Source organism: Streptomyces sp. NPDC111628 (assembly GCF_055635195.1).
Map to the genome: position 1 here is coordinate 1625596 of NZ_JBVKBZ010000001.1, position 12420 is coordinate 1638015.

7 protein-coding genes and 1 pseudogene are annotated in these 12420 nt (G+C 73.7%); 3 read left to right on the top strand and 5 right to left on the bottom strand.

Going from position 1 to position 12420, the window contains the following annotated elements:
* Positions 1-79: 79 nt before the first annotated feature.
* Positions 80-1525 carry an aldehyde dehydrogenase family protein gene (locus ACZ7MF_RS07820; RefSeq protein ID WP_471475101.1) on the top strand — a complete coding sequence of 482 codons (1446 nt, stop codon included), beginning with the start codon at positions 80-82 and terminating at the stop codon, positions 1523-1525.
* Between the two features lie 149 nt (positions 1526-1674).
* Here ACZ7MF_RS07820 and ACZ7MF_RS07825 read toward each other — a convergent pair whose 3' ends face one another.
* From ACZ7MF_RS07825 to ACZ7MF_RS07840, 4 genes are all read right to left on the bottom strand, one after another.
* Entirely contained in the window at positions 1675-4470 is a 2796-nt protein-coding gene (locus ACZ7MF_RS07825) for a serine/threonine-protein kinase (protein ID WP_471475102.1), read from the bottom strand.
* 183 nt (positions 4471-4653) lie between these two features.
* Positions 4654-5067 carry a cytidine/deoxycytidylate deaminase family protein gene (locus tag ACZ7MF_RS07830; protein WP_471475104.1) on the bottom strand — a complete coding sequence of 138 codons (414 nt, stop codon included), beginning with the start codon at positions 5065-5067 and terminating at the stop codon, positions 4654-4656.
* Positions 5068-5080: 13 nt separating this feature from the next.
* Positions 5081-6310: a glycosyltransferase family 4 protein gene (locus tag ACZ7MF_RS07835; RefSeq protein WP_471475105.1), complete on the bottom strand. Its 1230-nt coding sequence runs from the start codon at positions 6308-6310 to the stop codon at positions 5081-5083.
* Positions 6307-7404 (bottom strand): glycosyltransferase 87 family protein, encoded by a 1098-nt coding sequence (locus tag ACZ7MF_RS07840; RefSeq protein ID WP_471475106.1) that lies wholly within the window; start codon positions 7402-7404, stop codon positions 6307-6309. Before ACZ7MF_RS07840 ends, ACZ7MF_RS07835 begins: the two co-directional genes overlap by 4 nt.
* Positions 7405-7547: 143 nt before the next feature.
* Here ACZ7MF_RS07840 and ACZ7MF_RS07845 point away from each other — a divergent pair, with 143 nt between their 5' ends.
* Both ACZ7MF_RS07845 and ACZ7MF_RS07850 read left to right on the top strand, forming a co-directional pair.
* Complete coding sequence (locus tag ACZ7MF_RS07845; protein ID WP_471475108.1) at positions 7548-8768, top strand: sensor histidine kinase; 1221 nt, start codon at positions 7548-7550, stop codon at positions 8766-8768.
* Positions 8765-9448 (top strand): annotated as a pseudogene (locus tag ACZ7MF_RS07850) (response regulator transcription factor); the annotation flags it as partial. The gene ACZ7MF_RS07845 and the pseudogene ACZ7MF_RS07850, both read left to right, overlap by 4 nt.
* 72 nt (positions 9449-9520) lie before the next feature.
* On the opposite strand, the gene ACZ7MF_RS07855 reads toward ACZ7MF_RS07850, so the two are convergent.
* Positions 9521-12385, bottom strand: coding sequence for a glycoside hydrolase family 3 C-terminal domain-containing protein (locus tag ACZ7MF_RS07855; protein WP_471475109.1), 2865 nt, complete (start codon positions 12383-12385; stop codon positions 9521-9523).
* Positions 12386-12420 lie beyond the last annotated feature (35 nt).

Here is a 12420-nt window from a genome sequence, read left to right on the forward strand (position 1 = left end):
CCACCCCGCCCCGCCCTACCGTGGACCCCGCACGGCGCACACCCCACCACCCCCAACGCGGAAGGGCCGGGACTCGACAATGACTTCCACCCACGCCTTCTGGCTCGCCGGCCGCCAGGCCACCGGCGAGTCCGACTTCGACGTCACGTCCCCCTGGGACGGCACCACCGTCGGCACGGTGAGCCTCCCCACCGACGCCCAGGTCGAGGAGGCCGTGGCCGCCGCGTACGCCGTACGGGACGAGTTCGCCGCCACCCCCGCCCACGTACGGGCCGCCGCCCTCGACCACGTCAGCCGCCGTCTGGTGGAGCGCACCGAGGAGATCGCCCGCCTGATCTCCGCCGAGAACGGCAAGCCCGTCAAGTGGGCCCGCGGCGAGGTCGGCCGCGCCGTCTCCGTCTTCCGCTTCGCCGCCGAGGAGGCCCGCCGCTTCAACGGCGGCGAGGCCCAGCGCCTGGACACCGACGCGGGCGGTCAGGGTCGGTTGGCCCTCACCCGCCGCTTCCCCAAGGGCGTGGTCCTCGGCATCGCGCCCTTCAACTTCCCCCTCAACCTGTGCGCCCACAAGATCGCCCCCGCGATCGCCGCCGGCGCGCCCCTCATCCTCAAGCCGGCCCCGGCGACGCCGCTGTCCGGCCTGATCCTCGGCGAACTCCTCGCCGAGACCGACCTGCCCGTCGGCTCCTGGAGCATCCTCCCGGTCCCCAACGACCGCATGCCCGCCCTCGTCCAGGACGAGCGCCTCCCGGTCATCTCCTTCACCGGCTCCGAGACCGTCGGCTACGCGATCATGGACTCGGTGCCCCGCAAGCACTGCACGCTGGAGCTGGGCGGCAACGGCGCGGCCGTCGTCCTCGCGGACTGGGCGAGCGACGAGGACCTGGACCGGGCCGCGGCGCGCATCGCGACCTTCTCCAACTACCAGGGCGGCCAGTCCTGCATCTCCGTGCAGCGCGTGATCGCCGACGCCGCCGTCTACGACCGCCTGCTGCCCCGCATCGTCGCCGCCGTCGAGGCCCAGGTCACCGGCGACCCGAACGACGACGCGACGGACGTCGGCCCGCTGGTCAGCGAGGCCGCCGCCGAGCGCGTGGAGGCGTGGGTGCGGGAGGCCGTCGACGCGGGCGCGCAGCTCCTCACCGGCGGCAAGCGCGACGGCGCCTCCTACGCCCCGACCGTCCTCGCCGAGCTGCCCGCCGACACCACCCTCGCCCGCGAGGAGGTCTTCGGCCCCGTCCTCAGCGTGCAGAAGGTGACCGGCGAGGCCGAGGCCTTCGCCGCCGTCAACGACTCCAAGTACGGCCTCCAGGCAGGCGTGTTCACCCACGACCTCCAGGCCGCCTTCCGCGCCCACCGCGCCCTGGAGGTCGGCGGCGTGGTCATCGGCGACGTCCCCTCCTACCGCGCCGACCAGATGCCGTACGGCGGTGCCAAGCAGTCCGGCGTCGGCCGCGAGGGCGTGAAGTTCGCGATGGACGACTACACCTACGAGCGGGTGCTGGTCCTCACGGGGCTCGCGCTCTGAGTCACGGCGACGCCGAGCGGGGCGAGGTCCGGTGTGCCGTGCGGCGCACCGGGCCGGCGGCCACGGGCGTCGTTTGAATCCTGCCGGGGGCCGCGGCCCGGCACGCAAGGCACCGTTGCCCGGAGCCGGCCCGATCCGAACGACACCCCCTAACCGGCAGGGTTCTCGTACAGCTCCCGGGCGCCCTCGGCCTCCCGCAGCATGTGGCGCACGAGGCTCGACAGAGCCAGGTCGGGTTTCTCGACGGACTTCGCGTCCGTGGCCAGGCGCACGGCCCGATCCGGGTCCACCTGGGCCAGGACGGTGAGCGCCGCGTTCGGCCGGAGGTTGAACGAGTGGTCGCCGCGCACCATGCGGACGACCTCCACGGCGATCCGGGCCGCGCCGGCCGGGTCGTACTCGATCAGCAACTCCGCGATGTCCGGCAGGATCTGGTCGCACCAGTCGTGAGGCCCGAAGACGGCGCGGTGGGCGGTCTGCGCGGCGCTACGTGGGTCGAACCGCATCTGTGTGTCGACCAGCTCCGTGAACAGATCCATGAGGGCCTCCGTCACGCGCATCGAGTGCAGGACCCGCTCGCACTCCACGAGCAGCCTGGTCGCGGAATCCGGCGCGAACCCGGCGACTTCGCGGGCCATGGTGAGCGTGGCGCGCGCTCGCACCGTGCGTTTGACGGCGGTCTCGAGCACGAACCGTTCGCCCGACAGCACGTCCGTCCGGGCGAGCGCGGCCCCGACGGCACCGATCGCACGGCCGCGCGCGTGTCTGTCGGCGACGTCCGGCGCGATACGGGCCCCCTCCTCCACCAGCCGCCGGGCTTCGGCCGGATCTGCCCCGGCCAAGTCCTCCGCCGTCTCCAGGTGAGCCAGGGCCCGCTCGTACTTCGCGTCCGGAGGCAGATCGCGGGCGATGCGCTGTGCGTGTTCAGGGTCTACGGCGCGCAGCGCGTGAAACATGCCGTACAGGGCCGAGCTTTTGGTCTCCTCGTCGTGCAGAGCACGCACCATGCGCTCGACGCGCTGCGGGTCGACGGCGGCAAGACTTGGCACGAGGAGGCCGAGACCAGGCCATCCGTCCTCGTCTCCCTCGAGCCTGAGCGCGAGGTGTTCGGCCCGTTCGGGATCCACCGCGAACAGCTGCTCGAAGACGTCCTGCAAGGCCGCACGGCGACAGCCGGCATCCGGGAGTCCGAGCGCGATCAGTTCCGCCCGCGCGGGGTCGGTGTTCGCCACCAGACGGGCCACATGGCTCAGTGAATCCAGCCGCATGTGAAGGTCGGAAATCTCGCCCGCAACCGACTCGGCCCGGTCCAGGTCCGAGCGGGACAGAGTCTCAGCGGCATTCTGAAGCACGAGATCACAGGAGTGCGTCTTGAGGTGATGGACCTGACGCACCAGCCGTACCGCACGCTCCGGATCGTTGGCGGTCATCCCGCTCGCGACGGCGAGCAGGGCCTCCGACCGGTCCACCGAGGTGCCGAGGCCGAGCGCGATTTGCTCGGCACGCCGGCCGTCGATGCCCGCCACTGCCTCCGCCGCGTCCAGCAGCGCGCGGGCGCGCTCCCTCTTGGCACCGAACCCCCGGATTCCTCGGGCCACGGCCTCGGCCTCCTCCGCCAGGGCCTGGGCGCGGCGCGGGTCCGCGGCGGTGAGGGCCATCGCGACTCCGGCCAGGGTGCGTACCCGGTCCGAGGGCTTCGGCAGGACACGGGCCTGCCGCGCGGCCTCGTCCGTCAGGTGTTCGGCGCGGGCGACGTCCACCGCTAGCAGCGCGGCGGCCACGCGCGCGACGGAACGGACTCGTCGCTCCCCGTCGGTGATCCGCAGGGCGATCTCCGCGGCCCGGGTGACGAGCCGTCGATGCCGCTGGACGGCCCCGGCCCGTGTCCGTTCCTCGTCCTGCGCCTTCATCAGCTCGCGTTCGGCCCGACGCGCCGTCGCCTCTGCCCGGTCGGGGACGGCGTGGCCGAGGTGCGGCCCGCCGGGCCCGCGAGCGGCCTGGGGCCCGGCCGCCCCGGTCGCTTCGGCGGAACCGCGCTCGTCGGAATCGCGGTTTCCGGCGTTACGGTCCTCGGAAGCCGTCGTGAACTCCCGCTCGCCGATCATCGTGTGGACCCCGCCGGGCAGCCACGGCAGCCCCGTGTCGTCCCCGTCGGGCAGCAGGTCGAGGATCCGGGAAACCGACGGGCGCGCGTCCGGGTCCTTGGCCAGGCAATCGGCCACCAGAGGTACCAGCGCGGCGGGGACGCCCGACAGATTCGGCTCCTCGTGCACGGCCCGATACATCACGGCATGTGACGCGCCGCTTCCGAACGGACTGGAGCCCGTCGCCGCGTAGGCCAGGACCGCGCCGAGTGCGAACACGTCGGCTGGTGGCTCCGCCCGGTTGTGTACCACGTGCTCCGGTGCCATGAACCCGGGTGTGCCGATCACCGCCCCCGATTCGGTCAGCCTGGTCTCCGCCAGGGCACGCGCGATTCCGAAGTCGATGAGCCGGGGGCCGTCCGAGGCGAGCAGTACGTTCGCCGGTTTGAGGTCACGGTGCACCATGCCGCAGCCGTGCACGGCCGCGAGTCCCTCGGCAAGCCCCGCTGCGAGCAACCTCAACGCCCGCTGGGGCAAAGGCCCTTGGTTCTGCACGGCCTCCTGCAGCGCGGGGCCGGGGATGTACGCGGTGACCAGCCACGGAGGGTCGGCCGCCGGATCTGCGTCGACGACTTGGGCCGTGTAGAAGCCGCCGACCCGGCGGGCGGCTTCGACCTCGCGGGTGAACCGCCGACGGAACCGACGGTCAGCCGCCAGTTCCTCGCGGACCACCTTCACAGCGACGAGTCGACCGCCGCGGGAGCGGCCGAGGAACACCTGCCCCATCCCGCCACTTCCCAGCCGCCGAAGCAGCCGGTACGGTCCGACACTCGCCGGATCCTCAACACGCAGCCCCTCCACCGAACCCCCATTCCGCCATCGGGTACTCGTACCGCCCGATCATGACGCGTGCACCGCGACTGTGCCCAGAACAGGTCGGTGATTGGACAGTTCGTCCCGGCAGGAACGTCACTGTGGCGGCGTGGTGCCGGGACACATTGTCCAATCGTGACCGGAGCACGCGTGAGTGCCACCGGTGGTGGTCTACTCGACGTCGAGCTGGTGATCCGCCCAGACGTACGTCTCGGGAAGCAGTTCGGCGACGGGGACCTCACGCAGGCGGTCCCCGTCTCCGACGATCACCTTGAGCCCGGGAAAGTAGTCGAGCAGGACCTGACGGCACCGGCCGCACGGCGGGACGACCCCCCGCTCGCGGTCGCCGACGGCGACGATCGTCTCCAGCTCGTACGCGCCCTGGGCCGCCGCCGCGCCGACGACGACCAGCTCGGCGCAGGGGCCGCCGGTGAAGTGGTAGGCGTTGACGGCCGTGACGATCCGGCCGTCCCGGGCGCGGGCCGCGGCCGCCATGGTGTGGTTGTCGCCCCGGCAACGGGTGCGGGCCACGTGCGCGGCGGCTTCGATGAGTTCGTGGTCGACGGGGTTCGTCTGCGAGGGCATCGTCTCTGCCTTGTCAGGTGTCGGGCGACGTCTGGCCGGGGGCCGTCGGCCGGTGTGCGGTCGGGGTGCAGGATCCCACTGTGCGGCAGTCCGTCGCCTCGCCCGACAGAAGGTCCCGCAGCTTCGCGTACGCGTCGTCCCAGGACCACGCCGTACGCACCCAGCGGCGGCCCGCGTCGCCCATGGCGCGGGCGCGCCGGGGATTGCGCAGGAGCCTGATCAGCCGGTCAGCCGTCGCCGCGACCGAACGGCCGTCGACGACGTGTCCCGTCTCCCCCTCGCGCACCGCGTCCGGAGCGCCGCCCGAGTCGCCCGCGACGACCGGCAGTCCGGACGCGGCGGCCTCCAGGTACACGATGCCCAGGCCCTCCACCTCCAGACCGGCCCTGCGCGTACGGCAGGGCATCGCGAAGGCGTCGGCGGCGGCGTAGAACGCCGGGAGCGCATGGTGGGGATGGCCGCCGGTGAAGGAGACCGAATCCAGGACGCCCTCGCGCAGGGCCAGTTGCCGCAGTGCGGGCGCGTACGGGCCGTCGCCGACGAGGAGAAGTACGGCGTCCGGGACCGCCCTGCGCACCCAGGGCAGCGCCCTGATCAGGGTGTCCTGGCCCTTGCGCGGGACCAGCCTGGCCGCGCACAGGATCACGGGGCGGTGGCCCAGGCCGTACCTGGTCCTGACCGGGGTGGCGTCGACGGCGGGGTGGAAGGCCTCGGTGTCCACGCCGGGGACCAAGCGGGCGGTCCGGGTGCCGGGGGCGAGGGCCGCCTCGATCGGGCCCCGAGTGCTCGCGCCCAGCCAGGTCAGCGTGTCCACCTGCGCGCCGATGCGGCGCAACAGGCCTCGGGTGCCGGGTGTGCGGGCCCACCACACCTCGTGGCCGTGGGTGGTGGCGACGGCGGTGCGGATCCCGGCCGTGCGTCGCAGCCGCCCCGTCATCAGCGCGAGGGGAGCCGCCGCGCCGAACCACACCCGGTCGCAGTCGTACCGGCGAGCCACCGCCGCAGCGTGCGCGGCCGCGCGGGGCGTGGGCAGGAGGGTGCGGGCCGGGTGGCGGATCACCGGGTACGGGAAGGTCTCGTCGCGGTCCGCCGCGGCCGTCGGCGCCGCAGTGAGGACGACCACCTCGTCGGGCGGGAAGCGGCCGGCCAGTTCCCGGACGAAGGTCTCGATGCCGCCCTGCCGGGGCGGGAAGTCGTTGGTGACGATCAGCGTGCGGGCCCGAGTGAGGGCGTCGCTCGTCATGCGGGGGTCCTCTCGACGGAACGGTCCGTGACCTCGGGGCCGCGGTGCGCCGGCTCGTGCGCCAGTGCGGCCAGGACCAGCGGGTAGACCAGGTAGCCGAAGCGCGTCGCCGGCATCAGGGCCGTCGCCAGGCCCAGGCCGAGCGCGAGCCGTCCGGCCGCCGCCCGCAGAGTCTCCGGCGGGCGCACCGCGAGCGAGACACCGATCAGCAGTGCGCCGACCGGCAGGAGCGCGAGCGCGATCACCGTGCCGCCGGGAACGTGTGCCGCGAGCAGGCGTCCGGGCAGCGGGCTGGCGGCCGGCGAGGCGGTCGCGGTGAGACCGAACGGGAAGGCGACGACGTTCCGGAAGAAGCTCGCGGGATCGGTGAGCGCGACGGGCAGAACCACCGCCGTCCCGGTGCCCAGGCCCACGCCCGCGCACCGCAACGCGGGCCGGCCGCCCTGCCGTACGGCGATCAGGGCCAGGGCCACCGGCAGCGCGGGCCAGGCGGTCCACTTGAGGGCGGCGGCGGCCCCCAGCGCCAGTCCGGCCCCACCCGGACGAGCCCGCCCGGCCAGCGCGAGGCCGAGACACATCAGGCCGGCCACCGGCAGGTCGACGCCGCCCACCGCGAGAGGCAGCGCGACCAGCGGGCAGGCGAGCAGCGGTCCGACGCGGCGCAGGCGGGCGGCGGTGAGGGACGCGACGAACGCGCCGCCCAGCCACCACCGGGGATCTCCCGGCAGGACGCCGAAGAGCGCCATCCCCGGCAGATAGGGATTGAAGTCGCTCACGGCTGCGGGGGCCGTGACGTACGGGCTCCCGGTGGCGGCCAGCAGCTGCCCCGACCGCTCGATCACGGTGATCTCGGACTGCCCGAGCCCCGCCGCCACCAGGCCGACGAGCGGCACTACGGCGGCCCCGGCGACCGCGACCGCGCCAGCCGCCCGGCGCGGCCCGGACCTCGAAGCCAGGAACGCCGCGAGCGCGTAACCCGCCCCCGCCGACCATCCCCACACCCGGTGCGTCGCCAGGTCCGAGACCAGCGCGAAGCCCGTCGCCGCCACCGCGCACCCGGCCCACGCCCAACGTTCGTCAAAGGTCTTCCCCATGTCCGTCGACGCTAGGAATCCGCAGGTCGCATGGCGTCAACCGAGGCTCCGCACCCGGGACTCAACCCGTGGTACGACATCCGCCCGCGGACTCCACCCGAACGGTGACGCGCACACCCCGCATCGGCCGGGATCATGGGGGGATGAGTACGTCGCCCCAACAGCGGCTGCGCGACTGGATCGCGACACCCGCCTACCCGTGGATCACCGGCGGCGCCGTGACGGCGGGCGCGGCAGCGGAGCTGATCGCCATCCCGGGCGGCGTGACGACCACGATCGGGGTGTTGGTGTCCGCCGCCTCGCTGATGTGGCGGCGCTCGTTCCCGCCCGTCGCGATGCTCACGGTCGCGGCGGGGCTGATCGGCTTCGCCGGGGACGTCAACCTGTACGTCTCGATCATGGTGAGCGGGCTGACCGGCTGCTACTCGCTGGGCCGCAACCGGGTGCTGCACCCGGCCCTCACCGTCGCGGGCGGCGCACTCGGCGCGCTGTGCGTGAACCTGGTGCACATCAACACCTGGTCGCGGATGGACCTGCCGGTGCCGGTGCTGTGGGAGAAGGGATCGCTGAGCCTGTTCGCCGAGTCGTTCCTGCTGACCGTGGTCGTCTTCGGGGCGGTGATGATGGGCGACGCGGTCCGCTCCCGGGAGGAGACGCGCACCGAACGCAGCCTGGCACAGGCACAGTTGATCGCCATGGAGCGGCAGCAGGCGGCCGAGGCGGAACGTGCCGCGATCGCCCGCGAACTGCACGACATCGTCTCCCACTCGGTGTCGATGATCGCCGTACAGGCCGAGAGCGCCACGTACACCACGCCCGGACTCACGCCCGAGGCTCGCGACGGCTTCCAGCAGATCGCCACCACCGCCCGTTCCTCGATGTCCGAACTGCGCCGCCTGCTCGGCGTCCTGCGCACGCCCCAGGGCGACACCGCCCGCACCGCACCGCAGCCGACCCTCGACCACCTGGTCGAACTGGTCGAGCAGCACCGGGCGGTGGGCGGTCCGGCCGAACTGCGCATCACCGGGGAGCGGGTGGCGCTGCCCGCCGCGTGGGAGCTGTCCGCCTACCGGATCGCGCAGGAGGCGCTGACCAACGCCCGCAAACACGCCCCGGGCGCCCGTACCGTGGTCGAGGTGGACTACGGCGCCGACCGGCTGCTCACCCTCCGCATCCGCGACGACGGCCCCGGCACGGGGGTCGCTTCCGGCTCCGGCACCGCGTCCCGCCCCGGCACGGGCACGGGGCACGGCCTGACCGGGATGCGGGAGCGGGCCGCGCTGGTCGGGGGTCGGCTCAGCGCGGGGGCCGGTCCGGACGGCGGCTTCCTGGTGGAGGCGGAGCTGCCGTGGGGGAGCGGATGAGTTCGGCGGAACGAACGGAGGAGCCGCGCGTGATCAGGGCACTGGTCGCCGACGACCAGGCGGTCGTCCGCACCGGGTTCGTGAACCTGCTGGGCACCCAGGAGGACATCGAGGTCGTCGCCGAGGCGGAGGACGGGGCGCAGGCGGTCCGGTTGGCCCGCGAGTTTCGGCCCGACCTCGCGCTCCTGGACATCCGGATGCCGCACAAGAACGGCATCGAGGCGGCCGGCGAGATCCTGGCCGCCTCCGGTGGCGCGACGAAGGTGCTGATGCTGACGACCTTCGGCCTCGACGAGTACGTGTACGACGCGCTCGCGGCCGGGGCGGCCGGCTTCCTGCTCAAGGACGCCACCTTCCCCGAACTGCTGCACGCGGTACGGGTGGTGGCCGCCGGGAACGCCCTGCTGGCGCCCGAGATCACCAAGCGGCTGATCGCCGAGTTCGTGCACGCGCGCGGCTCACGGCTGCCCCTCCCGGCGGCCGGCGACCTCACGGCCCGGGAGACGGAGGTGCTGACCCTGATCGCGCGGGGCCTGTCCAACGCGGAGATCGCGGGGCGCCTCACCATCACCGACCACACCGTGAAGACGCACATCAACCGGCTGTTCGCCAAGATGGAGCTGCGCGACCGGGCCCAGGCAGTGATCGTCGCCTACGAACTGGGCCTGGTCCGGCCGGGCGGTGAGTCGGGGGCCCGGTGCCGGCAGTCACCGGTGCCGGGCCCCTTCCCCGTGCCGGACTCCTCCGGACCCTCAACCGGAGAAGCCGACGTGCGCGAGCCGCAGAGAGCCGCGCAGTCTGATGCGGAGATCGTGGACGCCCTCGGCGGCGAAGGAGCTCTCCAGCTCCACGTAGTCGTACGGCCCCGCGGTCGGGGCCTGCGGTGACAGCGCCGCCGTCCACGGGCCCCCGTCGAGGGCGACCTCGACCGAGCCCGCACCCGCGACCGACACGGTCACCCTGCTCACCCCGGTGCCGAAGTCGCAGTCCCGGTAGAGCAGTTCGCCCGTTCGGCCGGAGACCGCCGTCAGCGCGTCGCCCGCCGCCTTCGTCCGGTCGACGATCTCCGTGCCGCTCTGCTCGTCGAAGCCGACGGCCGCCAGGCCGCGGGGGCCCACCGGGCGCGGTGCCGCGGGCTCGCCGTCGAGGGTCAGGGTCGTCGACAGGCGCACGTCCTCGCTGGAGGCACCCACCAGCAGCGCGTACGGCCCAGGCTCCAGCCGCCAACGGTCGTGCGCGACGTCCCAGAACGCGAGGGCGGACAGCGGGACCTCGAAGGAGACCCGGTCCGACGCCCCCGGGGCCAGGGTGAACCGGCGGTGGGCCAGCAGTTCGCGGCGCGGGCGCGGAACCGACGGGGCTTCGGCACGGACGTAGAGCTGGGCCACCTCGTCGGCGGACACCTCCCCGGTGTTGGTGACCGTGCAGGACACGGCCACCGTCCCGTCCCGCACCTCCGCCGTCAGGTCCCCGTATCCGAAGGCCGCGTAGGACAGGCCGTGCCCGAAGGGGAACAGCGGCGTCCCCTCGAAGTACAGGTAGGTCTGGCGGCCGCCGATCACGTCGTAGTCAAGCAGGTCGGGCAGGTCGGCGTCGTCGGCGTACCAGGTCTGCGGGAGCCGGCCCGCGGGGGAGACGTCCCCGGCGAGGACCCGGGCCAGCGCGGTACCGGCCGCCTGCCCGCCGTGCGCGGTCCACAGCACCGCCGGGAGTGTCTCGACGTCCACCGCGTACGGGTAGGCGGACACCAGCGCCAGCACGGTCGCCGGGTTGGCGGCGCGGGCCGCGCGCAGCAGGCGTTCCTGCTGGGCGGGCAGCCGCAGCGTCGTACGGTCCTCGGTCTCCCGGCCGTTGATGTGCGGGTCGTTGCCCGCCACCACGACGACCACGTCCGCCCCCGCCGCCACCCGCGTCACCGCGTCCTCGCCGCGCTCGACGACGACCAGTTCGAACACCTCGGCGTCCGCATCGTCCGCGGCGTCCACGTCCGGCGCGGCAACCCGCACGCTGTCGGCGGCGACCTGGACGGGACGACCCGTACCCACGTGCCTCAGGAGGTGACCGTCGTCATGGGGTTCCAGCCGGAAGGTCTCCTGCACGATCCAGCCCCCGGGCTGGTCGGCGGAGGCGCGCACGAAGCCGTCCTCGGCGACGGACAGGTACCGGCCGTCGGGCGCGCGCAGGGTGAGCACGCCCTCGCCCCAGTCGATGAGCGCCAGTTCGGTACCGACGGCGTCGGTGGTCAGGCGCGGCAGGTCGGTGCGGCCGGCCAGCAGGGCCGGGTCCAGGGCGCCCTCCGTGCCGGGCGCCTCGGCGGGGGCGTCGTCGGCCGGGAGGACGTGCAGGAACCTCCCGTCGGCCGTGCGCAGCCGTACCCGGTCCACGCCCTCCGCGAAGCTCACCCGGTCGGCGCCGAACCGCTCGTACAGGCCCTCCAGCGGGGTGGAGCGGTGGATGAGCGTGCCGCTGTACCAGTCGAGCTTGCACTCGTCGGCGAGCAGTCCGACGACGGCGACGCGGGTGTCGGGGGCCAGCGGCAGGACGCCGTCGTTCTTGAGCAGGACCACCGCCTGCTCGGCCGCCTCCCGCGCGAGCGCCCGGTGCTCCGGCGTGTCGAAGTCCCCGGCGGTGTCCGCCGCGCCCGCGTACGGGTCGTGCTCCGGGTCGAACTCGCCCAGCCGGAAGCGGACCGACAGCTGACGGCGCACGGCCGCGTCCACGTCCGCCTCCGTCAGCAGGCCGGCGTCCAGGGCGCCCCGGACGCGGGCGACGATCTTCGAGGAGTCCGTCCCGTGGTCGGTGAAGCTGTCCACCCCGGCCCGCAGCGCGGCGGCGGTCGCCTCCTCGTGGGTGTCGAAGTAGTGCTCCGAGTCGACCAGGTTGGAGGGCGCGCCCGCGTCCGAGCAGACCAGGAGTTCGTCCTCCGTCCAGGCGCGCAGGTGCCTGCGGAGGTACGGGGAGAGGTGGTTGGGGCGGCCGTTGACCAGGTTGTAGGCCGGCATCACCCCGGCCACCGCGCCCGCCTCGACCGTGTCGCGGAAGGCCCGCAGGTCGTACTCGTTGAGGACGCGCGGACGGACGGAGGACGAGGAGGTGTCCCGGTCGGTCTCGTTGTTGTGCGCGAGCCAGTGCTTGAGGACGGGCGCGGTGCGCCAGTACGTCGGGTGGTCGCCGCGCAGGCCCCGGGTGTAGGCGGTGGCGACGGCGGAGGTGAGCCTCGGGTCCTCGGAGTAGCCCTCCTCGTTGCGGCCCCACAGCGGGTGGCGCAGCAGGTTCACGGTCGGGGACCAGACGTTGAGGCCGACACGGTCGTCCCGCGCGCGCATCGCCCTGGCCTCCTTGGACACCGCCTCGCCGACCCGCCGCACCAACTCCTCGTTCCACGTGGCGCCGATCCCCACGGCCTGCGGGAACACCGTCGCCGGGCCCATCCAGGCCACGCCGTGCAGCGCCTCCTGGCCGGTGCGGAAGGCCGCGATGCCGAGCCGCTCGACCGCGGGCGCGAACTGGTGCAGGAAGGCGGTCTTCTCGTCGAGCGTGAGCCGCGACATCAGATCGTCGACGCGCTTCGCGAACGGCAGTTGCGGATCACGGAACGGCGGCGTGGGTGCGGACACGTGAGGGTCCCCTTGGGATGGAGCGGGCAGGACGT

Bases quoted from the DNA above. Each gene is read 5' to 3' on its own strand.
- ACZ7MF_RS07820 (WP_471475101.1), top strand. From the start codon at position 80: ATGACTTCCACCCACGCCTTCTGGCTCGCCGGCCGCCAGGCCACCGGC.
- ACZ7MF_RS07830 (WP_471475104.1), bottom strand. From the start codon at position 5,067: ATGCCCTCGCAGACGAACCCCGTCGACCACGAACTCATCGAAGCCGCC.
- ACZ7MF_RS07835 (WP_471475105.1), bottom strand. From the start codon at position 6,310: ATGACGAGCGACGCCCTCACTCGGGCCCGCACGCTGATCGTCACCAAC.
- ACZ7MF_RS07840 (WP_471475106.1), bottom strand. From the start codon at position 7,404: ATGGGGAAGACCTTTGACGAACGTTGGGCGTGGGCCGGGTGCGCGGTG.
- ACZ7MF_RS07845 (WP_471475108.1), top strand. From the start codon at position 7,548: ATGAGTACGTCGCCCCAACAGCGGCTGCGCGACTGGATCGCGACACCC.